Source organism: Aeromonas sp. FDAARGOS 1418 (genome assembly GCF_019048585.1).
Lineage (GTDB): Bacteria > Pseudomonadota > Gammaproteobacteria > Enterobacterales > Aeromonadaceae > Aeromonas > Aeromonas caviae.
Genome location: NZ_CP077387.1, coordinates 167,152 through 190,753 on the forward strand (window position 1 = coordinate 167,152; position 23,602 = coordinate 190,753).

A 23,602-nucleotide genomic window follows, 5' to 3' on the forward strand; every position below is an offset into this window, starting at 1 on the left:
CTGCCGGGCACGGGGATCCCGATATTGCCGCCAGCACAGCCCCCTCTAAGGGAAAAAAACATCCACAACAATCAGGGCGCCATGATGGCGCCCTGTTTTATTTCGCGATATGGCCTCTCATCAGGAGACCTGGTTGCGACCACGACGTTTTGCCTCATAAAGCCGCTGGTCCACACACTGAAGCCAGTCATCCATGCGCCTGTAACTCATCTGATAGGGTGTGAGCCCCACGCTGATGGTGACGGTGATCGGCTGGTGCTGGTACAGGAAGGTGTGCTGCTCCACCTGGCGCCGGATGCGTTCCATGATGCTGTGGGCCTCCTCCAGGGTCGTGCCCCGCAGCAGCAGGATGAACTCCTCCCCGCCAAATCGCGCCACCAGATCCTTGCTGCGTACCGCCTGCATCAGGAGCCCCGCCAGCGACGCCAGCACGGCATCTCCGGCAAGGTGTCCATATACATCATTGATTTGCTTGAAGAAGTCGATATCTATCAAGGCCAGGCAGCAGGCCTCCCCTTCGGCGGGATGGTGCTGGACGTGATCCAGCAACACGTTGGCCTGCTGGAAGAAGCTGCTGCGGTTGGGCAGCTTGGTCAAGAAGTCGTGCTCGGCGTTGAAGCGCAGCACCCGCTCCATGCGGCTGCGTTCGTCCTCCAGGTTGCGGGCGTGGATAAGGGTGCCAAGGGCCGTGGTGAGGGGCTCGAGCAGGCTGACATGGGTCTCGTCAAAGCCACCCGGGCGGTTGGCCAGGGCGATCATGCCGATCGCCTCTCCCTTGTGGCGGATGGGAATGCCGAGGAAGCTCTCCAGGTGCGGATGACCACGGGGGGAGACACCGCGACTGGCTGGATGGCTCGGCAGATCGTTGCAGCACACCAGGGTATTGTGGGTCACCACGTGCCCAAACAGGTTGTCGAGCTTGCTGAAGATGAGCCCGCCCCGACTCTGGCGCTGCTGCTCATACCAGGCGTGGGTCGCCTCGTCCCAGGAGACATTGGAGATGGAGGGGACATAGAGACTGGGACGACCATCCTCGTACTGGATGATGCCGATGAAACCATAGGAGCTCTCGCTCACGCTCAGCAGGCGCTCGAAGACGGTATCGCAGGCGGAGCCGAGATTGCGATCGAGCAGAAAACTCTGGTGCGCGGCCACCACGATGTCAAACAGCTGGCTCTGCTGCTCGACCCGCTGCTTGGCCATCACAGCCGAGGTAATGTCGTGCGCCAGCTTGACCACCCCCAGCAGGGTGCCGCCCTCGTCGCTCACGGGCATGTAGGTGGCATGGAGCCAGAGGGGGCTGCCACCTTGCCTGACCCGGCGAAACTCCCCCGACTGGATCTCGCCACCCAATACCTTCTGCCAGAAGAGATCATGCTCCGCCTGCAGATCCGGCGGCAAGAGCATGAGATGGGACTGGCCCACCAGCGCTTCGGGGGGATAGCCCAGCATGTCGCAAAACAGGGGGTTGACCGACACCATGCGACCATCGAGATCGAACTCGACCATGCCATAGGCCCGATCAAGGGCGGTCAGCCTGGCGAGGGTCTCATATCGATCCACCGCGTCGATATCGCGAGCGCAAAGTGCTGTGGTATTCATGGCTACGATTCCTTTCGATCGCCGGCGCATTGCATTGGAATGCGGGGACAAGTGCCCAAATCATAGGATCCGGCACCCGGTTACGCTAACACAGGCCCCGATTGGGTGTGAAGACTGGTTCTTGCCACATCCGGCTCCCGGGCGCAGACTGTCTGGCCTTGCCACGGTTCGAGGAGACCCCATGACACCCGCCATCAACTTGCTGAAAAAGCTCAAGATACCTCACAGGCTCTACCCCTACGAGTGCGAAGCCCACGACGACTTCGGCAAGCATGCCGCTACCCAGCTGGGTCTGCCTGAGGCGCAGGTGTTCAAGACCCTGCTCGCCCATCACGACAAGCAGGCGGTGGTGGCCATCGTGCCCTCCTCGGGCATGTGCAGCCTCAAGCAGCTCGCCAAGGCCACCGGGCTCAAGAAGGTGGAGATGATGAAGCCGGCGGAAGCCGAAAAGCTGACCGGCTACAAGGTGGGCGGCATCAGCCCCCTGGCCCAGAAGAAGCTGCTGCCCACCGTGCTGGACGACTCCGCCATGGCCTTCGACGAGATCCTGGTGAGCGGTGGCAAGCGGGGGCTCTCGGTCGGCGTGGCCCCCGGGGACATGGTTCGGCTGATGAACTGGATTGCGGCCCCCATCGGCGATCACCACGACTGAACAAACAAAAGAGGCGCCATGACTGGCGCCTCTTGCGTCTGGATGTCGGATCTGGCGCCTTGCGGGCGAAGCGCCCAAGGAACCCGACCGGAAACCGCCCCGTCCCCGCGGGTGATCTGCCGCCCTCAACACGCCGCAGAGCGGCAGGCGGCGGTCAGTTCGGAGAGTCGGCGACGCTGACGCCCGGCATGGTCGAAGTTGCCGTCCTCCAGCCAGCGCTCGAAGCACCCTTTCAGGGCGGGCCACTCGCTGTCGATAACGGAGAACCAGGCCGTATCCCGGTTGTGTCCCTTGTCCACCCGCGTCTGACGGAAGGTCCCCTCATAGTGAAAGCCCAGGCGCAGGGCAGCCTGGCGCGAAGGCAGGTTCAGGGCATTGCACTTCCACTCGTAGCGCCGGTATCCCAGAGCAAAGGCATTGGCCATCATCAACACCATGGCCGCCGTCGCCAGCCGTGACTGCTGCATGGCGGGGGAGAAGTGCAGCCAGCCCACCTCGATGCTGCCCGCCAGGGGATCGATGCGCAGGTAGCTCGCCAGTCCCAGCGCCCGTCCGCTCCCCTCGTCGATGATGCCGTAGAACTGGGGATCCCGCTTGGTGGCCACCTCCCGCAGCCAGACCCCCATGGCGGCCTCGTCCGCGAAAGGGCCGCTGGTCAGGTAGGTCCACATGGCCCCGCTGTCGGCACCGAACGCCTGCCACAGATCCCCCAGGTGGCGCTCGGGATCAAGGGGCTCGAGACGACAGCCCCAGCCATGCAGGGCGCGGTGGGGAGGGAACTCGGCGCCGCGCCATTCTGGCAGCGCACGCCCCAGAGGCTGCCCAAAGTCGTTGAAAAGGGCGGCGCCGGACAGGGAGGCGTCGCCCCCCTCATTGCAACGTTCAACAGGCACAGGCAATTCCCCCTTCCAGCAGCACTCCGGGCTCGCTGCCCGTGGCGACGGCGAAACCGTCCTGACGCCACCAGTGCAGACCCCCTATCAACTCCTTGACCTCAAACCCGAGGGACGCCAGCTTGTAGGCCCCCTGGGTCGAACCGTTGCAGCCGATGCCGTCGCAATAGCAGACATACACCAGGTTCCGGTCCAGTACCGCCGTGGTCGACGCCGTCATGGTCCTGTGGGGGAAGGAGATGGCGCCGGGAATGTGCCCCTCGGCATAGTGTGCGGGGGAGCGGGTATCGATGACCACGATCCCCGCCGCCCCGGCCAGCAGATCGGCGGCCAGATCCGCCGGATCGGTACGAAACTTCAGTTGGGCCTCGAAAAAGGCGCTGGCTTCGGCGGCCCCTGCCACCCCTGTGCTCAATACATGACTCATCCTGAACGCTCCTGATGACTAGATGACGATCTCTGTGGTGACGACGGTGTTGACCGAGTTGGCGATGAAGCACTCCTCATGGGCCTGGTGGTGCAACTGCTCCAGATCCGCCAGAGCGGGCTCCCGCTCTCCCCCGAAGATCACCCTGGGACGCAGGGTGACCCGGGTCATGGCGAGGCGACCTTGCCCGTTTTGCGCCATGATGCCGACCGCTTCGTCCCGGTAGCTCTCTACCCGATAGCCCGCCTTCGCCGCCAGCCAGAGGAAGGTGAGCATGTGGCAACTGGAGAGGGCCGCCACAAACGCCTCTTCCGGGTCCACATGTTCCGCCACCGAGTAAGGCAGCGGCACCATATGGGGAGAGGAGGAGGCCGGCACCCTGACCCCGCCATCAAACGCCCACTCATGGGCCCGGCTGTAACGCTGATCGACGAAGGGCTCGTGCTCCCCCCGCTGCCAACTGATGGTGGCACTGTATTCCGACATGCAGACTCCTTGTGTTGCCAATCCGTGCCGCCCGCTGGCGCCACCCTGTGACCACCAATGTAGCGACAAAATGGCCTTGCCACGCCGACCAATTTTGCCAATATGGGCAGACCAATTTCATCGAGCCGCCACCATGACCATCCACCCCACCCGCTCTGCCCGTCGGTCGCCAGCCCCACAGCCGCGCCATGCCCTGCGGGCAGGATCCCTGCCTCGAAAGGGGCGCAACCCCCGCGCCAACGGGAGCGCATCATGACCGTTCTGCCAACGCTCTTCGCCAGCCAGCAACAAGGGGATCTGCCCCTGCACGAACAACTGGTGCGTACCCTGCGCGAGGCCATCCTGGCGGGCCACCTGCCCCTGCACAGCCGCCTGCCCGCCAGCCGTCTCCTGGCCCGGGATCTCGGGATCTCCCGCAGCACGGTGGAACTGGCCTATGGCCGGCTCGAGGCGGAGGGGTATCTGGTGCGCAAGGTGGGCGCCGGCAGCTTTGTCGCCCTGGCGGCGGTGCGCCCCGCGCCGCGCCCGCCCCAGTCAGCGGCGGGCCTCTCCCGCCGCGGCCAGGAGATGGCCCTGGGTGGCGCCTGTCATGACGTGCCCGAGGTGGGCACCACCTTTGCTTCCAGCCAGCCGGATCCCCGTCTCTTCCCCCAGGCACTCTGGGGTCGGCTGATGCAGCAACAGTGGCGCCAGCGCGCCAGCGACTGGATGAACTACGGGGATCCTCAGGGGCTTGGGGAACTTCGCGCCGCCATCAGCAGCTATCTGGTGCAGTCACGCGGCGTGGTGTGCGAGCCGGATCAGATCCTGATCCTCACCAGCTCCCAGCAGGGGATCCTGCTGGCAACCCAGTTGCTCATCGATGCCGGTGACACCGTCTGGGTGGAAGACCCCGGTTATCCCGGGGCTCGCACCGCCATGGAGAGCGCCGGTGCCCGGGTGCATCCGGTGCCGGTGGATGAAGAGGGGCTCAACCCTCATGGGGATCATCCTGCACCGCGCCTCATCTACTGCACCCCGGCACACCAGTATCCCCTTGGCGTCCCCATGAGCCTGCCCCGCCGCATGGCGCTGCTGGCCGAGGCAGAGCGTCACGGCGCCTGGATCCTGGAGGACGATTACGACGGGGAGTACCAGTATGATCAGCGTCCCCTGCCCGCCCTGCAGGGGCTCGACGGCCAGGGGCGGGTGATCTATGTGGGCACCTTCAGCAAGGTGCTGTTCGGCTCGCTGCGCCTCGCCTACCTGGTGCTGCCCAGGCCGCTGATGGACTCCTTCTGCCGCGCCCGGGCCGCCGTCGACGGCCACAGCAACCAGTTGCAGCAAGCGGTCACGGCAGACTTCATCCGGGGCGGGCACTTCGCCACCCACCTGCGCCAGAGCCGCCTCCTCTACCAGAGCAGACGGGATCTGCTGCTGGCGGAACTGGCCGAGCACTGCCCGGGGCTCACCCCCATCCACAGCGGCGCCGGCCTGCAGTGCGCCGTGCTGCTGCCCCCCGGTGGCGAGGCGCGCTGGACCGATGCCGCCAACGCCTGCGGGCTGGGGCTGCGTCATCTGGGCCAGTTCTACCTGGGACCGCCGACGCTGGAGGGGTGGCTGCTCGGCTTCGGCTGCCTCGACAACCAGACGCTGCGCCAACTCTGTCGCCGCCTGGGTCTCTTGATGCAATCCGCATGACCCCCTTCTCAAGAGGTCAGATCTGCCAGAGCCTGATAGCGCTGTGTCGACGGGTATGGCCCGTCTATACTGGGCACAATCCCGTTGCCGAACCCGGTCAAGATGCATCGAATCCTGCTCCTTTTGCTCGCCCTCTCCCTCCCGTCCCTCACGATGGCGGCCACCCGCTTCACCCTGATCACCGGGGAAACCCAACAGGATGTCCGCATGAATTATTACCGGGCGGCGATGCGGCTGGCGCTGGAGAAAACACGGCCCGATTACGGCGACTATGAACTGCTCGATGCCATCAGGATGAACAAGGCGAGGATGCGGCTCGAAGTGCAAACGCCGGGCAAGAATGCCCTCTTCATCGTCGACAGCTGGCCCCAGGAGATCCCTCAACCCGGCGTCAGCCTGGTCCCCTTCCCCATCGATCTGGGCGTGCTCGGCTACCGGGTCTGTTTTGTCGGCAGCGCCCGTGCCCGGGCACTTGCCGGGGTTCACACCCTGTCCCAGTTGCAGCAGTTCACGCAAGGGGTGGGCACAGGCTGGCGGGATGCCGACATCCTTCGCTACAACGGCTTCAGGGTGCAGGAGGTGGATAACTATGAGTCACTGTTTCGCCTGGTGGCCCGTGGCCGGATCGATCTCTTCTGCCGTGGTGCCAACGAGATATTGAGCGAGTGGAAAAACCACAGACCCGGCCTGCCGGGGCTGACCGTGGATAGCCATGTCGCCCTCTTCTATCCGCTCATCCACTCCCTCTATAGCCACGCCACCTACAGCAAGGAGCGCGAGCGCCTTTTGCGCGGCCTGCAACTGGCCTGGAAAGATGGCTCCCTGCAGCGCCTCTGGCGCCATCATTTCCAGCCTTCCCTGGTCTTTGCCCGGCTCGATTCACGCCAGATCTTCCGGCTGACCAACCCGCAGTTGCCCGACGAAAGCACCGACTACCGCGCCTATCTCTATGACCCGATGAGGGATGACTTTGGCATCGCTCCCTGACTGGCTCGCCGGTTCTCCCCTGTCAGGCAGGCTCCCCTTGCGCACTCTCTGCCTGGCGCTGCTGTTCTGGTTGCTGCCGACCTGCGTCATGGCCGCCCCAGGCAGCATTCGTGCCTGCATGGAGAACAGCGATTCGCCTCCCTGGTTGCTGATGTCCGGCGAGGGGATAGTGCAGTTCCACCTCAAGGAGGTGGCAAACCGGATCGGGCATCCCATCATTCTCACCCCCCTGCCCTGGAAACGCTGCCTCTCCCTCGTCAGCCAGGGCCAGCTCGATGCCGCCGTCAAGCTGAGCTACAGCGAAGAGCGTGCTCGCACCATAGGGGTCTATCCCATGCGACACGGGGCACCTGATCCCGCCAAGCGCCTGCTCACCGAGAGCTACAGCCTCTACCAGCCACAAGGCGGACAGGTTCGCTGGGATGGCCGGCAGCTCGTCGCCCATGGCGTCATTGCGGCGCAGTCCGGTTTCTCCATCGTCGCCCAGTTGCAGGAGAGCGGTGTCAGGGTGGATGACTCCAGCAGGGAGCCACTGATCCTGCTCAAGAAGGTCGCGATGCAGCGCGTCGTTGCCGCCGCCCTGCAAACCGGGGTCGCAGAACGGACCCTGGCCGCCCACCCGCAGTTGCAGGCCACACTCGAGCGGATCACCCCTCCCCTGGTCGGAAAACCCTACTACCTCATCTTCTCCCACCCCTTCCATCAGGCTCACCCCGATCTCAGCCAACAGGTGTGGGACGAGATTGAGGAGGTGCGACACTCCGCAGCCTATGCCCGCTTCGTCACAGGCATGGCGTCACCGGGGACCCCCTAACCCCAGACCCGCTCCTCAGCCCTGCTCGCGGCACAGGGCAAGCCAGGCCTCGGCGGTGCGGGAGAGGTAGCGATCCCCTGGCCAGATCACCCCGAGCCGCCAGCTCAGCGCCGGGGCCAGAGGGCGCAACACCAGCCCATCCGGCGTCAGCCGCCGGCAGATGGGCTCTGGCAGGAAGGCGACCCCCATGCCGCTTCGCACCATGGCGGTAAGAAAGTCCCACTGGCTGCTGCGGGCCGCCACCTGGGGCACGAACCCGGCTTGCTCGCAGGCCTGCTCCAGCCGCTCGCTCAAGGTGAAGGCCTGGGTATAGAGCAGGAAGGGTTCGTCCCGCAGAGCCTCCAGCCGGATCTCGCCACCCTCGCGCCAGCGGGGCAGGTCCGGTAGCACCACCCGGATGGGGTAACTGTCCAGATCCAGGGCGCAGAGGGCCCCCTCTTCCCTGGTCGGCAGCATGGTGATGGCGAGATCCAGCTCCCCCGCCAACACCGCCTGCTCGATGCGCCGCCCGCCATATTCGACGATGGAGAGCTCCACACCGGGGTAGCGGCTGCGATAGGTACGAATGAGATCCGCATAGACATGACCCACCATGGGCGGGATGCCGAGGGCAAGACGCCCGGATTGCAGGCTCTGCAGATCCGCCAGCTCCGCCTCCAGCTGCTGCATCTCCTCCAGGATGGTCTGGGCCCGATTGAACAGCACCTGGCCGCTGTCGGTCAGGGTGAAGCGGCGGCCGACCCGGCTCAGCAGGGGCTGGCCCAGCTCCTCTTCCATGTTGCGGATCATTTTGCTGATGGTGGGCTGGGTGACGAACAGCTTCTCGGAGGCGCGGGTGAAGCTCTGCTCCCGCACCAGCTCGACGAAGTAACGCAGGGCTCGAATATCCATGGTGCTCTCTTGACGGGGATGGCTGGCTAAATCATGCCTCTTTGGCATGATTTTGATAATTTAAATTCATTTTTTGCAGGTTTGGTCCCTCTCTATACTGTGAGCAGGTTCACAGAAAGATGCTTGCCATGAAAACCCTCTGCCTTCGCTGGTTGCAAACCCCCTTCCAAATCGCCCTGCTGGCGGCCATCTGGTTGCTGGCCGACATCGCAGTGCGCACCTTGCACCTGCCCCTGCCCGCCAACCTCACCGGCATGTTGCTGCTGCTGGTCTGCATCCTGCTCGGGGTGGTCAAGGCCCAGTGGTTCAGTGCCGGGGCCCGCTGGCTGCTGGCGGAGATGCTGCTCTTCTTCGTCCCTGCCGTAGTGGCCGTGGTCAACTATCAGGAGCTGCTGCTGCAGGAGGGGTGGCGCATCATGGTGGTCCTGATCGTCAGCACCGTGCTGGTGCTCGGCACCACGGCGCTGGTGGTGGACAGGGTCTATCGCCTCGAGCTGAAGCTGGCCCGCCGGAGTCGCCGCCATGTCTGACACCCTGCTCGGCCTGCTCTGCTTCGCCCTGACCCTGCTCTTCTACTACGCCAGCAAATGGCTCTATGGCAAAAAGCGCATCCTGCCCCTGATGCCGCTGCTGCTGGCCCCCACCCTGCTGGTGGCCGTGGTGATGCTGTTCCACATTCCCTACCGGGACTACATGGCCGAATCCCACTGGCTGCTCTGGCTGCTGGGCCCTGCCACCGTCGCCTTCGCGGTGCCCGTCTACGAGAATCGCCAGCTGATGCGCCGCCACTGGCTCTCCCTCTCGGTCGGGGTCGTGGCGTCCGTGGTAATGGCGGTGGGCAGCACAGTGCTGCTGGCCCGCTGGCTCAATCTCTCCGAGCTGTTGCAGCGCAGCATGGCCATGAGATCCATCACCACCCCCTTCGCGGTGGAGGCGACCCGTTCCGTGGGTGGCAACGCCGATCTCACCGCCCTGTTCGTGGTGCTGACCGGCGTCATCGGCATGGCGGTGGGAGAAAGCGTGCTCACCGTGCTCGCCATCCGCAGCCGCCTTGGCAAGGGCGCGGGCTTTGGTGCCTCGGCCCACGGGGCCGGGACAGCCAGGGCCTATCAGATGGGCAACGAGGAGGGGGTGGTCTCCAGCATGGTGATGATGATCGCCGGCATGGCCACCGTGCTGCTCGCCCCCCTTCTGGGCAGGCTGTTCTGGTAACTCCGCCACCCGATAACAGAAGAGGCGCCCTGGGGCGCCTCTGCTCATTGCATCGTGTCACGCAGCCTCAGAGGCTGGCGCAGATCTGCCAGAGATCGTACTGGATGGCGGCGGCCGTCACTTCCCGGCCCGCTCCCGGCCCCTGGATCACCAGGGGGTTGGTGCGATAGCTGTCGCTCTCGATGGCGAACACGTTGTCGCAGGGCAAGAGGTTGGCAAACGGGTGATGGGGCTCCAGCGCCTCCAGCCCGACGCGGGCCTTGCCGTCGTGCTCGAAGCGGGCGACATAGCGCAGCACCTTGCCGACCCGGCGCGCCCCCTCGAAGGCGGTCTGGATAGGGTCATCCAGCTCCTTGAGCCTGTCCATGAACTGATCCGCACTCACCTTGCGCAGGGCCACCGGCACCAGGTTCTCCAGCTCGATGTCGGCGGAGTCGAGCTCGAAGCCCGCCTCCCGCGCCAGGATGAGCAGCTTGCGGCGCACATCCTGACCGGAGAGATCCTCCCGGGGATCCGGCTCGGTCAGGCCGTGTTGCCACGCCTCGTCCACCAGCTCGGAGAAGGGGCGAGTGCCGTCATACTGCTGGAACAGCCAGGAGAGGGTGCCGGAGAAGATGCCGGAAACCCCCTGGATGCGGTCGCCGCTCTGGCGCAGCATCTGGATGCTGGACTGGATGGGCAGCCCGGCCCCCACGGTGGCGTTGTAGCGCCACTGCACCTGGTGGTCGCGACAGGTCTGTTTGATGCGCTGGTAAAACTCGCTGTCGGCGGCACCGGCAAACTTGTTGGCGGCGATGATGTGGATGCCGAGCTGGGCAAAGTCCGGGTAGTAGCGGCTCACCGTCTCGCTGGCGGTCATGTCGAGCGCGATCAGGGAGTCAAAACTGTGCTGCTCCAGCTGGGAGAGCAGCTCCGGCCAGATGAGCGGCTTGGGATGGAAGTTGTCCTGTACCTTGAGGGGATCCAGCCCCTCTTCGTCCAGCAGCCCGCCCTTGGAGTCGAAGACCCCGTAGAGGGTGAGCGCCAGATTGAGCTCATGCTCGAGGCGCGCCTTCTCGCGGGCGTAGAGCCCCAGCCAGTGACCGCCGATATTGCCTTTGCCGAACACCACCAGCCCGACCCGGGTCGGGCGGCTGAACAGGGCACTGTGCAGAGCGATGAGCAGCGGCTCCAGCACGATCTGGCGCAGCACGGCCACCAGGCTCAGGCCGTCTTTGGCCACCTGCACGAACTCGAGAGGCTGATCCGCCAGCAGCTGGTAGAAGCGATGGCACTGCTCGGCATTGTCGGTGACGCCGGCCCCCACCAGGGCGACCAGGCTGAACCCCTCCTTCTGGATGAGGCCGGTAAAGTTGCCCTGCAACTGGAAGTCACGGAGCACCTCGAAGGCCCCTTGTGCCACCTCCAGGGTGTAGGCAAGACGCAGGACCCGCCGATCCGGCTGGCGCTGCAGGGTGAGCGGATGGAGGCGATGGCGGGCCAGATGGGCCTCGATGGCCGCCACTGTCTGCTCAAAGTCAGTCTGCGGCAGCACCTTGAGCTCGATGAGGGCTATCTGATCCACCGAGGAGACGATGCGGGCACCGCCGGAGCGGGGCGCACGGCGCAGGATGTGGGTGCAGCCTTCGTCCGGATTGTAGCTGCAGCGCAGGGTGAGGCGCTGGCGGCTGTCGGCCACCGGCTGCAGGGTACGCGAATGCAGCACCGAGGAGCCCAGGCGCGCCAGCTCGTTGGCCTCGGCCAGGCTCAGGCGCTCCAGCAGACGCGCCTCTTTCACCCGGCGCGGGTCGGCACTGTAGACCCCGGCCACGTCACTCCAGATGGTGGTGGACTCGCCGTCCGCCAACGCCGCCAGGAGGCTGGCACTGTAGTCGGAGCCGTTGCGCCCCAGCAGCAGGGAACGCCCCTCCATGTCGGCGGCGATGAAGCCGGTCACCACGATGCGACCGGCGTGCTCGGCCAGCCGAGCCTTGAGCAGCTCGCTGGAGAGGGCGGTATCCACCTTGATGAGGGCGCCGTCTTCTGCGCGCAGGAAGCTGCGGGCATCGAGCCAGGCGGCCGCCTCACCCCGGCTGGTGAGCAGGGCAGCCAGCAGACGGGCGGACCACACCTCGCCAAAGGCGAGCAGGCCGTTGCGCTCGAAGCGGTCAAACTGCCCCTCCAGGGTCTTGGCGATCAGCTGCATGTCGTCCGTCAGTTGCTGGCTCAGATCGAGGTGAAGATCCCCTTCCAGCAGGCCGTCGATCAGGCTCTGCTGATAGGCGTGCAGGGCGGTGATGGCTTCGCCTGCGGCCTCATCCCCCGCTTCCGCCAGCTCCACCAGCTGGATCAGCCGGTTGGTGGTCTTGCCCGCGGCGGAGACCACCACCAGCTCGTTGCCCCCCACCTGTTGCTCGACAATGCTGGCGACCCGGCGATAACAGACCGGATCCGCCAGGCTGCTGCCGCCGAACTTGTGTACATGGCGCCGCTTGAAGACTGCCTCTGTTGCCACCACACACTCTCCTTGTTGTTGTTCCATTACTTCACCTGCTCTGCCTGTTGTGCCAACTGCGCCTGTTCAAACCCCTGGGCCAGATCGGCCACCAGATCCTCACCGTGTTCGATCCCCACCGACAGGCGCAGCAACTGGGCACTGATGCCCGCCGCCTGCTGGGCCGCCGGGGTCATGGCCCTGTGGGTCATGCTGGCCGGATGGGCCACCAGACTCTCCACCCCGCCGAGGGACTCCGCCACCGAGAAGAGGCGCAGCCCCGCGAGGAAGGCGCGCAGCCCCGTCTCGTTGCAATCGAGCTCAAAACTTAGCATGGCGCCAAAGCCGGACTGTTGACGGCGCGCAATGTCGTGGCCCGGATGGCTCGGCAGGCTGGGATGATAGATCCGCTTGACCAGCGGCTGCTGCTGCAAGAAGGCGAGGATGCGATCCGTGTTCTCCTGATGGGTGCGCAGGCGCGGGGCCAGGGTGCGCAGGCCCCGCAGGGTGAGGTAGGAGTCAAAGGCACCGGAAGTGAGCCCCAGGCAGTTGGCCCACCACACCAGGGAGTCGGCCAGAGCCTGATCCTTGGCGATCGCCACACCCCCTACCACGTCGGAGTGGCCGTTGATGTACTTGGTGGTGGAGTGGACCACCACGTCGGCACCAAGGGCCAGGGGCTGTTGCAGCAAGGGGGAGAGGAAGGTGTTGTCCACCACCACCTGGGCCCCCACCCCGTGGGAGGCCTCGGCGATGGCGGCGATGTCCACCACCCGCAGCAGCGGATTGGAGGGGGTCTCCACCCACACCAGTGCGGGTTTCTGGGCCAGCGCGGCGGCCAGCGCCACCTCGTCTCCCTGATCCACGAACTGCACCTGGTAGTGGCCCTTGGCCGCCAGATACTCGAACAGGCGCCAGGTACCGCCGTAGCAGTCGTGGGGGGCGATCAGCAGATCCCCCGCCTTGAGCAGAGCCGTGGTCACCAGGTGAACGGCCCCCATGCCGGTGCCGGTCACCACGGCGCCGGCCCCCCCTTCCAGGGCCGCCAGGGCATCCGCCAGATTGGTGCGGGTCGGGTTGCCGGAGCGGGCATAGTCGTATTGACGGGGCTCGCCAAAGTCGGCAAAGGTGTAGTTGCTGGAGAGGTAGATGGGGGGCACCACGGCACCGTGCTGCGTGTCTGTCTCAATCCCGGTGCGTACCGCCAGGGTGGCCTTGTGGGTCATGTCACTCTCCTTGATGGGTTGCCGGAGCCGGTCCGCCTCGTGGGTCGTCCAGCCCCGCTCTCATTTTCGCTGGCCGGACTGCCGGCCCATGGTGCACCACACTACGCCACCTTAAAAAAGCCGTCAACACTTCTAGACGTCTAAATGGCTTTGCTGTTGGATTGCCATTGAATTCCTTAAGGGTTAAAATCCGCGCTCACGGCCAAACGACTACAGGTGGAACATGGGTACAGAGTGGAACGGCGACTACGTCAGCCCCTATGCAGAGCACGGCAAGAAGAGCGAACAGGTCAAGAAGATAACCGTCTCGATCCCGCTCAAGGTGCTGAAGGTGTTGACCGATGAGCGCACCCGTCGCCAGGTGAACAACCTGCGTCATGCGACCAACAGCGAGCTGCTCTGCGAAGCCTTCCTGCACGCCTTCACCGGCCAGCCGCTGCCCTGTGACGACGACCTGCGCAAGGATCACCCGGACAGCGTCCCCGCCGAGGCCCGCGCCATCATGGAAGCCCTTGGCAAAGAGATCGAAGACTTCGACGCCGAGTAATGCGGCTGCCCATGGCGAACGATGCATCCCTTTCAATGACGCGGCCCGGTGCCGCGTCATGCTTATCTGCCGCCTCCCCCTTCAGCCTGCGTCACTACCAGAGCGACATGCAGAGCCACAGTCATGACCACGCCCAGCTGGTGATCCCCCTCGTCGGCCCCCTCGAGATCGAGGTGCAGGGTCGGGGATGTCGCCTCGCGCCCGGCTTTGCCTGCATCATCGCCCCTGGCCTTCGCCACGACTACGCCGCCGATCCGGCGCACGTGTTTCTGGTGCAGGAGAGTCACTGGCTGCCAGCCGCCCTGGGGGACCACCCCTTCGTCGAGCTGGATGAGGCCCAGCGCCACTACCTCGCCTTCCTGCACCGCATGGTGGCCGAGGGGCGCCACGTGGCCGGCATGGATCAGGTGTGGCTCGGGCTGCTGACCGAGGGACGCGGCATGGGCCCCGCCGTCGCTCCCCGCATAGCCCCTCGTATCGCCAAGGTGCAGCGTCATATGGAAGCCCACCTCGCAGACCCCCTCACCAACGAGGAACTTGCCGCCATCGCCTGCCTCGGCCTGAGCCAGTTCAAACACGCCTTTCGCCAGCAGGTGGGCACGAGCGTCTCCCACTACCTCAGGATGCGGCGCATGGCGCTGGCCCGCACCCTGCTCGCCCGCACCCGGCTGCCAGTCGGCGAGGTGGCCAGCCGCTGCGGCTACCAGAACCAGGGGGCCTTTGCCGAGCGTTTCCTGGCCGAGACCGGACTGACCCCTTCCCTCTGGCGCCGGCAAAACGGCTGCCTGCCGTAATCGGTCGGCTCTTTGCCGAAGACAATTCCCGGGCACTCGAGGCATGCTGAGGCTCATGCAAGGTATGGGCAACGAGGAGCCAAGATGCAGACCATAAGCTGGCAGGATTTCGAGATGGTGGAGCTCAGGGTGGGCACCCTGGTGCGGGTCGAGCCCTTCCCCGAGGCGCGCCGCCCCGCCTACAAGGTGTGGGCGGATTTCGGCCCCGAGCTCGGGGTGCGCAAGAGCAGCGCCCAGATCACCGACCTCTATCGACCGGAGGATCTGGTGGGCCGCCAGATCGTCGCTGTGGTGAACTTTCCCCCCAAGCAGATAGGCCCCATCCAGTCGGAGTTTCTGCTGACCGGCTTCTATCGCCCGGATGGCGCCGTGGTGATCGCCATCCCCGAGCAGGCGGTGGAGAACGGCGCCAAGCTGGGGTGAGACGACGGCAAGGCAACCAGAGAGCAGAAGCAAGAGAGGCGACCCCCGGGGGTCTCCTCTCTTGCTTGATGCTGACGGCCTGGCTTATTTCAGCAGGCTGAACAGCAGGGCCGAGACCGCCAGGGCACCGGTCAGCAGGATGAAGCCGTTGACCCAACGGTGACGGAAGCCGGCCAGCGCCTCCACCTTGTAGATGGCCACCACCGGCATGATGAAGAGGATCATGGCGATGACAGGGCCGGAGAGGGTCTCCATCAACCCCAGAATGCCCGGGTTGATGATGGCGGCGCCCCAGATGGCGAAGAACATCAGGGCGATGCCGAGCTTGTCCGCCTTCGCCAGCGGCAGGCCGGTGGGCTTGGCGATCAGGCTTTTCAGGCTCTCGCGGGCACCGAGGAAGTGGCCGAGGAAGGAGGAGCTGATGGCGATGAAGGCGATGAGCGGCCCCAGGGTCACGATCACCGGGTTGTCGGTGATGTTGGCGAGATAGGAGAGCACGGAGACGTTCTGGGCCTTGGCCTCGGCCAACTGGGCCGGGGAGAGGCTCAGCACGCAGGAGAAGACGAAGAAGAGCACGAATCCCACCAGCATGACGGTGGTGTTGCGCAGGATCAGGCCGCTCTTGGTTTCGGCCTGCTCCCCGTACTCCCGGCGCTGCACGTTGGCAAAGCCCGAGATGGCGGCGGCGTGGCTGAAGGCGAACACGGTGACCGGCAGCGCCAGCCAGACGGTGTTGAGGAAGCTGGCGCCTTCAAAGGCGGTCACTTCCGGCCACTGCCACTGGGGAATGAGGTAGCAGGAGAGGGCCAGCAGGATCGCCGCCAGCGGGTAGACCATGACGGCGAAGGCCCGCAGCATCGCCTTCTCGCCGGCCAGCATCACGGCGATCATGGCGAACACCAGCACGCCGGAGAGCATCACTCGATCCGGGGAGGCTAGGCCGAGCTGGTTGACCATGAAGCTCTCCACCGTGTTGGTCAGCCCGACGCCGTAGATGAGCAGGATCGGGAAGATGGAGAGGAAATAGAGCGCCGAGATGAGGCGCCCGGCCATCTTGCCGAAATGCTCCTCGGCCACCTCGGTGAAGTCGGCCTGGGGGCGCGACGACGAGAGCACGAAACGCGCCAGCCCGCGGTGGGCCAGGAATGTCATGGGACCGGCCAGCACGGCGACGATGACGAGGGGCCAGATCCCCCCCAGACCCAGGTTGATGGGCAGGAATAGAATGCCGGCGCCGACGGCGGTGCCGAACAGGCTGATGACCCAGTGGGTGTCGTGGCGACGCCAGCCGGTGCTGGCCATGGTGGAGGGGGAACCGGACAGCTCCCGTGAGACGTCTGCAGATAAACTCATCGATAAATCACTTCTACGTAGTATTAAAATCTAAAAATATTGTGCTCCTTTAGCATTTAATTCTCAAAAAGGGAGGTTGGCAGATCTCACTGGCAAAGCCCTGTTCCACCAGTGAGATTGGGAGGAAATTTCACCCCGGATTATTCAATTAATCCTGACATTAACCAAAAGTTAGGAATATAAAACCAAAATCAAAATCGACGTCGATTTTTTGTTTCGATGAAATGCATGTTTTCAGAATTTACTGAAATTTATGCCAGTGCAGCCAGATTGGATGTGATGATCCACTGCCGTTATCGCCATCACTAGCGAATCTCCCTGAAATCCCCGTAACCAGCCAGTGGATCACACCAATGCAATCAGGCGACCCTGTGGTCGCCTGATTGCATTCCCTGCGAGCTGGTCGACCCGTCAGTGGGCCAGAATGCGACCCCAGGCGAGATCCGGGTCCCCCATCACGATGAAGTCCGGGTTCTCCAGCGACTCGGTCTCGTTGTAGCTCAGCGGTTGCAGCGCCAGGCTGAGGATGCGCCCCCCTGCCGCCTCCACGATGCACTGGGCGGCAGCGGTATCCCACTCCCCGGTAGGGCCCAGGCGCACGTAGCAATCCGCCACGCCTTCCGCCACCAGGCAGGACTTGAGGGAGCTGGAGCCGAGCGGGATCAGCTCGTAGTGGATGGCCGGGTTGAGGCGACGGGTCAGGTTCTCCAGTTTCTGGCGGCGGCTGATGGCCACCACCAGGGAGTCTGGCTGATCGTGTTCATGATGGATGGCGCTGATGGGACGGCTCTCGCCGTTCGCCTCCTTGAAGGCGCCGTGACCACGCACCGCCCAGTAGAGCAGATCGGATTCGGGGGCATAGATGACCCCGAGCACCGGGACATTGTCCCGCACCAGGGCGATCAGGGTAGCGAAGTCGCCGCTGCCTGCGATGAACTCACCAGTGCCGTCCAGCGGGTCCACCAGCCAGTACTGGCGCCAGTTCGCACGCTGGCTGAAGGGGATGTCGGCCGCCTCTTCGGTCAGCACGGGGACATGGGGAGTGAGCGCTGCCAGCGCCTGTTTGAGGTAGGCATCGGCAGCAAGATCGGCACTGGTGACCGGGGTCGCATCCTCCTTCAACTGGCGTTCGAACTGACCGCCGCGATAGATCTCGTGAAGGATCCTGCCCGCCTCACGGGCGATCTCCTTGACCTCGGGTATCCAGGCCAACAACTCCTGCATGGTGCTTACCTCTGCCTCTGATTACCAAACAGACCCTCTGCGGGCTAATTTCCCTGCTCCGCCAGCCATTTGCTGGCCAGCAGCAGGGCACTGATGCTGCGCGACTCGGTGAAGTCCGGTCGTGCCAGCAACTCGTCGATCCGGTTGAGGGGCCAGGGGATCACCTCGAGAGGCTCGGGCTCGTCACCGACCCGCTGCTCGGGGTAGAGATCCCGCGCTAGCAAGATGTCCATCCGGCTGGAGAAATACCCCGGCGCCAGCGACACCTGCTTGAGCAGGGTCAGGCTGCTCGCCCCGAAGCCCGCCTCCTCCATCAGCTCCCGGTTGCCCGCCTCGAAGGCATTTTCACCGGGGTCTATCAATCCCTTGGGGAAACCCAGCTCGTAGGAGTGGGTGCCCGCCGCGTACTCGCGCACCAGCAGCAGGGTGTGGGCATCGAACAGGGGCACCACCATGACGGCACCCCGGTTGCCGCCGCGCATCCGCTCGTAGACCCGCTCCTCGCCGTTGGAGAATTTCAGGTGAAGGGACTCCACCTTGAACAGCCGGCTCTCGGCCACGATCTCGGCCTTGAGGATCTCCGGCTTGCTCTTGTCATGGGCCATGGTCTCGACACTGAGGTGGACGGGATTGCGCTTGTGGGGATCGCTCATCGGGGGCTGACTGCTCGTTAAAAAATCGTGTTTCAAGAGTAAACGACTCCCCTGCCGAACACCACGGGGCAAAGAGGGGAAAGATGTCTGAAAAATCCGTTATAATGCGCCCCGTTTTTCCCATCACCACAGACATCTCGAGGCCCCATGTCGACTCCCCTGCCCTGGCACCAGATTGATACCGTGTTGCTCGACATGGATGGCACCCTGATCGATCTCCATTTTGACAGCCATCTGTGGCAAACCCTGGTGCCGGCGCGCTACGCCGAGCGACTCGGCCTGCCGCTGGCCGAGGCGAAGGCGCAGATAGACACTCACTATCATGCGGTCAACGGCACGCTCGACTGGTACTGCGTGGATTACTGGACCCGGACGCTCGGGCTCGACATCCGCGCCCTCAAACAGGAGATCCTGGAGAAGATCCAGTGGCGCCCCAACGTCATTCCCTTCCTTGCCGCACTCAAGGCCGCCGGCAAGCAGGTGGTGCTCTTCACCAATGCCCATCCCGCCAGCCTGTCGGTGAAGGATGCACGCCTCGGCCTCGCCCAGCACCTCGATCTGATGGTGAGCACCCATGAGCTCGGGTGGTCGAAGGAGAGCCAGCACTGCTGGCAGGCACTGGCCGAGCGGCTGGCGTTCGACCCGGCCCGCACCCTCTTCGTGGATGACAGCGAGCGGATCCTGGCCGCCTCGGCCGAGTTCGGCATTGCCCACCAGCTCGGCATCCGTCACCCCGACAGCCAGATGCCGCCGCTCACCTTCCAGCACTTCCCGGCGCTCGACGACTACGCCGACCTGCTCCCTCTCGGCGCCTGACACGCCCAAGGCCCTCTTCACGAGGGCCTTGTCACATCAGCTCAACAGCCTGCCGAGCGCATACCGTTCATGAAAGCCCTCATGCCGCATTGCGCGGGGCCAGCACCCCCATGCCGGCCAGGTAGTCGAGGGCGCTTGGGGTGAAGCCGACCTCCGTGAGGTGCGCCGCCGTGAAAGGGGCTGCATGCAGAGGCAGGCCGCGGCTCACCCGTTCCATCCAGTCCGGATTGCCAAGGGCCGCCGTGCCCACCGCCACCAGATCGGCGCCACCGGCCAGAGCCCGCTCCGCCGAATCTGCGTCGCTAATCTTGCCCGCCACCATGAGCGGCACCCGCCCGGCCAACCCGACCCTTACCGCCTCCAGCAGGGCGCCGCCGTCGGGATCCCCCGCCACCGCCTTGAAGCTGTCCCCCATGGAGAAGTGCAGGTAGTCGATCCCCTCGTCCGCCAGCAGGCGCGCCACCGCCAGCTGATGGGCCAGTTCGATGCCCTGGATATGGGCATAGCTCTCGGGGGAGAGACGCACCCCGACCAAGAAGCCCCGGGGTAGACGGGCGCGAATGCCGCGCACTATCTCCACCAGGATCCGCGCCCGGTTCGCGAGGCTGCCCCCCCAGCGGTCGGTGCGCCGGTTGTGCAGGGGGTTGAGGAAGTTGCAGAGCAGGAAGTGGTGGGCTGCGTGCAGCTCAACCCCGTGCAGGCCGGCGCCATGGGCCCGCTCGGCAGCGATCACAAAGGCGTCAATGAGCGTCAGAATCTCCTCCTCGCTCAGCCCCTTGACCCCGAGGGGGTAACGCCCGCCCGGCGCCAGCGCGCACGGGCCGACCGGCACCCCGTCGTTCAGCTCGGGCAGAGCCCGCATCCCGCCGTGATGCAGTTGCACCACCGCCAGCGCCCCGGCCTGCCGCGCACTGTCGGCCAGGGCCGTGAAGGCCTGCTGCTGAGCGTCCGTCATCAGGGCAGGCTGCCCCGCCCAGCAGCGTCCGCCGGGCTGCACCTGGGTGGCGGCGGCGATGAGCAGGCCGAAGCCGCCACGGGCACAGCGCGCCAGCCAGTCGAGCTCGGCCTGGCCGGGATCACCACCTGCGCCGCTCATGTTGTGGGTCAAAGGGGCCAGCACGGCCCGGTTCTTGAGCCGCAATCCAGCTCGCTCGAAGTGGAAGCTGTCGCCCAGTGTCTTGTTCATCGTCCTCTCCCGGGATCGCAATGGCATGGCGGCCACTATAAACCCGGGCCACCAGGATATAATCAGGCGCACAAGCAAGACATTCATTCCCAGCAAGACACAATAGGCCACCCCTCATGAGTCACCACAAGCTCGACACCCTCTACCTGATGCGCCTGCTGGTCGCCATCGTCCGCTGTGGATCCTTCGCCGCGGCGGCGGCCCAGCTCGGCATCACCCCGAGCAAGGCGTCAAAAGATCTGCGCCACCTGGAGCAGAGCCTCGGCAGCGTGCTCCTGAGTCGCACCACCCGCCGGGTGCAACTGACCGACGCAGGAGAGCTCGCCTACCGCCAGGCCGACCAGATGATCGCCCTGCACGAGCAGTTGCTGGACGGCCTGCAGCGCCGCCGCTCGGCACTGTGCGGGGAGCTGCGCATCACGGCGCCGGCTCTCTGGGGAGAAGTGGTGCTGACTCCGGTGCTGCTGCGCTTTCGCGCCGACCACCCGGAGGTGCGGATCATCGCCGACTTCAGCAATACCCCGGCCGACCTGCTGCGCGACAACCTGCACGTGGCGTTTCGCAGCACTGAGCTCGGCACCCAGCCCTACCTGGCGCGCCCCATCGCGGTGGACGATCTGGTGCTCTGCGCCAGCGCCGACTACCTGGACCGCCACCCGCCCCTCACCACACCGCAGGATCTGCACCAGCACAGTCTCATCACCCGCAGCCAGGAGTACGGCCGCCACGAGTGCTGGCCCCTGCTTGCCCAGGGGCGCGAGATCCCTCTCGAGGTAGCGGGCGAACTGGCCTTCAGCAGCAAGAAGGCGATTCACCAGGGGATGCGCCAGGGACTGGGGATAGCCCGCCTGCCGCGCTACCTGGTGGCGGCCGAGCTGGCCGAGGGGGTGGTGCGCGAAGTGCTGCCGGACTATCGCCCCAAGGGGGCCCATTTCTACGCCCTCTATACCCAGCGCCGGGCCGAGTCGGCCCTGGTCGGCCACTTCCTCGACTACGTCATCGAGGCGCTCACCCCTTCATGAGCAGATCACCAGGTGGTACTGCTTCTTGCCCCGGCGCAGCAGCAGGTAGCGGCCGAACAGCCGATCGTCGGCGGTGAGCGGCTCATCCCGGCGGATCGCACCGTTGACGCTGACGGCTCCCGCCGCCAGCAGCTCGCGGGCGATCCGCTTCGAGTTGGCCAGGCCGCACTCCACCAGCAGGGTCACCAGATCCGTTTCCCCCTCGATGCAGCTGCTTGGCATGCCATCTTGCGCCAGCTGGGCCAGATCGCTCTCCCCAAGGCGGGCTACCTCGCCACTGAACAACGATTCGCTGATGCGCTGCGCCGCCGCCAGCGCCCCCTTGCCGTGTACCAGTTCGGTCAGCTCGTCCGCCAGCACCTGTTGGGCCAGCTTGCGCCCCTGCCGCTTCGCATCCTCCGCTTCCAGCGCCTCAATCTCGGCCAGCGGCATAAAGCTGTAGTAGCGCAGGAAGCGGTAGACATCCTCGTCTGCGGTACCGAGCCAGAACTGGTAGAAGGCGTAAGGGGAGGTGAGCGCCGGGTCGAGCCAGATAGCGCCCCCCTCGGTCTTGCCGAACTTGGTGCCATCGGCCTTGGTGATGAGCGGCAGCGTCATGCCATAGACCTGGGCCTGATGCAGCCGCCTAGTGAGGTCCATGCCGCTGGTGATGTTGCCCCACTGGTCGTTGCCGCCGATCTGCAGGGTGCAGCCGAGGCGTTGGTTGAGCACGGCGAAGTCCTGGGATTGCAGCAGGGTGTAGGAGAACTCGGTGAACGAGATGCCCTGATCCGGACGGGCCAGGCGCTGGCGCACCGATTCGCGGGCCAGCATGGCGTTGACCGAGAAGTGCTTGCCGATGTCCCGCAGAAAATCGAGGGCGGACATCTGCCCCATCCAGTCGGCGTTGTTGACCAGCAGCGGCGCCGCCAGCCCTTCGCTCGCCGGCAGCAGCGCTTTTATCTGGGCCGACAGGCTGGCGACCCAGCCCTGCACCGTCTCGGCGCTGTTGAGGGTGCGCTCGCTTGCCTTGAAGCTGGGATCGCCGATCAGGCCGGTGGCCCCGCCCACCAGCGCCACCGGGGTGTGGCCCGCCAACTGGAAGCGGCGCAGCATCAGCAGTGGCACCAGATGGCCGATGTGCAGGCTGCCGGCGGTGGGATCGAAGCCGCAGTAGACGGTGCGAGGGGTGGCAAGATGGTCGGCCAGCGCCACCGGGTCGGAATTCTGGGCCACCAGGCCGCGCTGGGTCAGCTCATCGAGCAGGTGAGGATTTGTCATGGGGGGCTCCAACAGCAAGAGAAAGAGGGCCATCCTCGCCGTTTGCAGTGCTGGCAGATATGTCCCCCAGGGGACAGTTTTGCCACTCCCGTGCTAGCATCCTGCCATCGTGGGGAAGCCATTCCCTGACCCGGAGCCCATCGCCATGTCCCCGTCTCCTGCCACGGATACCCTGAGCCTGACCGCCGCCGTCGATGCCCTGCACGGCAGCGGCTTCCCGGCAGCCCTGGTGCGCCTCATCCAGCAACAGGTGGCGTTCGACTGTGCCCTGCTGCTCGGGGTGGGGCTGCGCCCCGTCTACCTCTACGACAACCTGCATCATCAGCGGGCCCTATTGTTCGACCGCTACCTCACCCGCCACTTCAGTCAGGATCCCTTCATGCAGGCGCTGGAGCAGGGGCTGGGTGCCGGGGTCTGGACCCTGGCGCAGGTGTCGCGGGGGCGGCTCGACCCCGAGTATCGCCACCACTTCTATCAGGCCACCGGCTGGCAGGAAGAGGTGGGGCTGATCCTGCCGGTGCGCGGCGGCCTCACCCTGATGCTGTTTCTGGGCCGCCTCGACAAGCGCAGCTCCCTCAGCCGTGACGAGCTGGCCAGGCTGGAGGCACTGTTCCCGCTGGTGCATTCGCTGTGTCGCCAGCACTGGCGGGAAGAGACACCCCGCCTGGCCCGCAGCCCGGTCAGGTCAGATGGCACTGACCTCAAGGGGGCGGTGGAGCAGGCTATCGCCAGTGTGGGGGGAGATCAACTAACCCGGCGGGAGCGCCAGGTGGCGGGTTTGCTGTTGCAGGGGCTGGATACCGAGGCCATTGCCGGTGCGCTCGGCATCGGCAGCGGCACGGTGAAGAATCACCGCAAGCACCTCTACGCCAAGTTGAACCTGCACTCCCGGGCCGAGCTGTTCAGCTTCTTCCTCAATCACCTCATCACGGCGCCAGCCGGCGCGCCCCCATAACGACACCACCCCGCCGGGGCGGGGTG

Annotated in this window: 24 protein-coding genes; 12 read left to right on the forward strand and 12 right to left on the reverse strand. The window is 65.2% G+C overall.

Translation table 11 applies throughout. From position 1 onward, the window contains the following. Window positions 1-120: 120 nt before the first annotated feature. Entirely contained in the window at window positions 121-1,602 is a 1,482-nt protein-coding gene (locus I6L48_RS00820) for a sensor domain-containing diguanylate cyclase (protein ID WP_113068998.1), read from the reverse strand. Between the two features lie 181 nt (window positions 1,603-1,783). On the opposite strand from I6L48_RS00820, the gene ybaK reads away from it, so the two are divergent. After that, window positions 1,784-2,254, forward strand: a complete 471-nt coding sequence (gene ybaK, locus I6L48_RS00825) for a Cys-tRNA(Pro) deacylase (RefSeq protein WP_010675694.1) — start codon at window positions 1,784-1,786, stop codon at window positions 2,252-2,254. 125 nt (window positions 2,255-2,379) lie between these two features. Here the strand turns inward: ybaK and I6L48_RS00830 are convergent, their stop codons facing one another. Genes I6L48_RS00830 through I6L48_RS00840 form a run of 3 tightly spaced genes read right to left on the reverse strand, consistent with a single transcriptional unit; the run spans window position 2,380 to window position 4,060 of the window. Continuing rightward, the gene (locus I6L48_RS00830; protein WP_225159573.1) at window positions 2,380-3,147 is read right to left on the reverse strand and encodes a GNAT family N-acetyltransferase; all 768 of its coding nucleotides are present in this window, start codon (window positions 3,145-3,147) and stop codon (window positions 2,380-2,382) included. Further along, on the reverse strand, window positions 3,137-3,574 hold the full coding sequence (locus tag I6L48_RS00835; protein ID WP_042878345.1) for a rhodanese-like domain-containing protein: 438 nt from the start codon (window positions 3,572-3,574) through the stop codon (window positions 3,137-3,139). Before I6L48_RS00835 ends, I6L48_RS00830 begins: the two co-directional genes overlap by 11 nt. Window positions 3,575-3,592: 18 nt before the next feature. Then, on the reverse strand, window positions 3,593-4,060 hold the full coding sequence (locus tag I6L48_RS00840; RefSeq protein ID WP_113068999.1) for an OsmC family protein: 468 nt from the start codon (window positions 4,058-4,060) through the stop codon (window positions 3,593-3,595). A 252-nt stretch (window positions 4,061-4,312) separates the two neighbouring features. Between I6L48_RS00840 and I6L48_RS00845 the strand changes: the two genes are divergently transcribed. The 3 genes from I6L48_RS00845 to I6L48_RS00855 all read left to right on the forward strand — a co-directional run bounded on the left by I6L48_RS00845 (window position 4,313) and on the right by I6L48_RS00855 (window position 7,541). Beyond that, complete coding sequence (locus I6L48_RS00845; protein ID WP_113069000.1) at window positions 4,313-5,740, forward strand: PLP-dependent aminotransferase family protein; 1,428 nt, start codon at window positions 4,313-4,315, stop codon at window positions 5,738-5,740. Window positions 5,741-5,893: 153 nt separating this feature from the next. Next, window positions 5,894-6,727 carry a hypothetical protein gene (locus tag I6L48_RS00850; RefSeq protein ID WP_080767875.1) on the forward strand — a complete coding sequence of 278 codons (834 nt, stop codon included), beginning with the start codon at window positions 5,894-5,896 and terminating at the stop codon, window positions 6,725-6,727. Then, window positions 6,711-7,541 (forward strand): transporter substrate-binding domain-containing protein, encoded by an 831-nt coding sequence (locus I6L48_RS00855; protein ID WP_225159575.1) that lies wholly within the window; start codon window positions 6,711-6,713, stop codon window positions 7,539-7,541. Before I6L48_RS00850 ends, I6L48_RS00855 begins: the two co-directional genes overlap by 17 nt. Window positions 7,542-7,556: 15 nt before the next feature. On the opposite strand, the gene I6L48_RS00860 is transcribed toward I6L48_RS00855, so the two are convergent. Next, window positions 7,557-8,432 (reverse strand): LysR family transcriptional regulator, encoded by an 876-nt coding sequence (locus I6L48_RS00860; protein ID WP_113069002.1) that lies wholly within the window; start codon window positions 8,430-8,432, stop codon window positions 7,557-7,559. A gap of 128 nt (window positions 8,433-8,560) precedes the next feature. Here I6L48_RS00860 and I6L48_RS00865 point away from each other — a divergent pair, with 128 nt between their 5' ends. Next, window positions 8,561-8,962: a CidA/LrgA family protein gene (locus tag I6L48_RS00865; protein WP_039040574.1), complete on the forward strand. Its 402-nt coding sequence runs from the start codon at window positions 8,561-8,563 to the stop codon at window positions 8,960-8,962. Next, the gene (locus I6L48_RS00870; RefSeq protein ID WP_010675703.1) at window positions 8,955-9,644 is read left to right on the forward strand and encodes an LrgB family protein; all 690 of its coding nucleotides are present in this window, start codon (window positions 8,955-8,957) and stop codon (window positions 9,642-9,644) included. Before I6L48_RS00865 ends, I6L48_RS00870 begins: the two co-directional genes overlap by 8 nt. A 67-nt stretch (window positions 9,645-9,711) precedes the next feature. On the opposite strand, the gene I6L48_RS00875 is transcribed toward I6L48_RS00870, so the two are convergent. Both I6L48_RS00875 and metB read right to left on the reverse strand, forming a co-directional pair. Continuing rightward, window positions 9,712-12,165 (reverse strand): bifunctional aspartate kinase/homoserine dehydrogenase II, encoded by a 2,454-nt coding sequence (locus tag I6L48_RS00875; RefSeq protein ID WP_113069003.1) that lies wholly within the window; start codon window positions 12,163-12,165, stop codon window positions 9,712-9,714. Then, complete coding sequence (gene metB / locus I6L48_RS00880) at window positions 12,165-13,343, reverse strand: cystathionine gamma-synthase (RefSeq protein ID WP_010675705.1); 1,179 nt, start codon at window positions 13,341-13,343, stop codon at window positions 12,165-12,167. Before metB ends, I6L48_RS00875 begins: the two co-directional genes overlap by 1 nt. Window positions 13,344-13,566: 223 nt before the next feature. On the opposite strand from metB, the gene metJ reads away from it, so the two are divergent. The 3 genes from metJ to I6L48_RS00895 all read left to right on the forward strand — a co-directional run bounded on the left by metJ (window position 13,567) and on the right by I6L48_RS00895 (window position 15,107). Beyond that, entirely contained in the window at window positions 13,567-13,890 is a 324-nt protein-coding gene (gene metJ, locus I6L48_RS00885) for a met regulon transcriptional regulator MetJ (protein WP_005327165.1), read from the forward strand. Between the two features lie 35 nt (window positions 13,891-13,925). Further along, window positions 13,926-14,684: an AraC family transcriptional regulator gene (locus tag I6L48_RS00890; protein WP_052815545.1), complete on the forward strand. Its 759-nt coding sequence runs from the start codon at window positions 13,926-13,928 to the stop codon at window positions 14,682-14,684. A gap of 84 nt (window positions 14,685-14,768) precedes the next feature. Then, entirely contained in the window at window positions 14,769-15,107 is a 339-nt protein-coding gene (locus tag I6L48_RS00895) for a tRNA-binding protein (RefSeq protein WP_010675707.1), read from the forward strand. A gap of 84 nt (window positions 15,108-15,191) precedes the next feature. Here the strand turns inward: I6L48_RS00895 and I6L48_RS00900 are convergent, their stop codons facing one another. The 3 genes from I6L48_RS00900 to nudE all read right to left on the reverse strand — a co-directional run bounded on the left by I6L48_RS00900 (window position 15,192) and on the right by nudE (window position 18,337). Next, window positions 15,192-16,460 carry an aromatic amino acid transport family protein gene (locus tag I6L48_RS00900; protein ID WP_180898658.1) on the reverse strand — a complete coding sequence of 423 codons (1,269 nt, stop codon included), beginning with the start codon at window positions 16,458-16,460 and terminating at the stop codon, window positions 15,192-15,194. Between the two features lie 411 nt (window positions 16,461-16,871). Then, complete coding sequence (gene cysQ, locus I6L48_RS00905; RefSeq protein ID WP_010675709.1) at window positions 16,872-17,684, reverse strand: 3'(2'),5'-bisphosphate nucleotidase CysQ; 813 nt, start codon at window positions 17,682-17,684, stop codon at window positions 16,872-16,874. Between the two features lie 44 nt (window positions 17,685-17,728). After that, complete coding sequence (nudE, locus tag I6L48_RS00910; RefSeq protein ID WP_039040577.1) at window positions 17,729-18,337, reverse strand: ADP compounds hydrolase NudE; 609 nt, start codon at window positions 18,335-18,337, stop codon at window positions 17,729-17,731. Window positions 18,338-18,484: 147 nt separating this feature from the next. On the opposite strand from nudE, the gene yrfG reads away from it, so the two are divergent. Continuing rightward, a complete protein-coding gene (gene yrfG, locus I6L48_RS00915) occupies window positions 18,485-19,153 on the forward strand; it encodes a GMP/IMP nucleotidase (protein ID WP_041211711.1) in 669 nt (222 codons plus the stop codon). Between the two features lie 79 nt (window positions 19,154-19,232). On the opposite strand, the gene I6L48_RS00920 is transcribed toward yrfG, so the two are convergent. Further along, window positions 19,233-20,339 (reverse strand): NADH:flavin oxidoreductase, encoded by a 1,107-nt coding sequence (locus I6L48_RS00920; RefSeq protein ID WP_113069004.1) that lies wholly within the window; start codon window positions 20,337-20,339, stop codon window positions 19,233-19,235. 116 nt (window positions 20,340-20,455) lie between these two features. On the opposite strand from I6L48_RS00920, the gene I6L48_RS00925 reads away from it, so the two are divergent. Continuing rightward, a complete protein-coding gene (locus I6L48_RS00925; protein ID WP_216987687.1) occupies window positions 20,456-21,361 on the forward strand; it encodes a LysR family transcriptional regulator in 906 nt (301 codons plus the stop codon). On the opposite strand, the gene tyrS is transcribed toward I6L48_RS00925, so the two are convergent. Continuing rightward, window positions 21,356-22,621, reverse strand: a complete 1,266-nt coding sequence (tyrS, locus tag I6L48_RS00930; protein WP_216987688.1) for a tyrosine--tRNA ligase — start codon at window positions 22,619-22,621, stop codon at window positions 21,356-21,358. The two genes, I6L48_RS00925 and tyrS, sit on opposite strands and share 6 nt — an antisense overlap. A 145-nt stretch (window positions 22,622-22,766) precedes the next feature. Between tyrS and I6L48_RS00935 the strand changes: the two genes are divergently transcribed. Next, the gene (locus tag I6L48_RS00935; protein ID WP_216987689.1) at window positions 22,767-23,576 is read left to right on the forward strand and encodes a helix-turn-helix transcriptional regulator; all 810 of its coding nucleotides are present in this window, start codon (window positions 22,767-22,769) and stop codon (window positions 23,574-23,576) included. The last annotated feature ends 26 nt before the right edge of the window (window positions 23,577-23,602 follow it).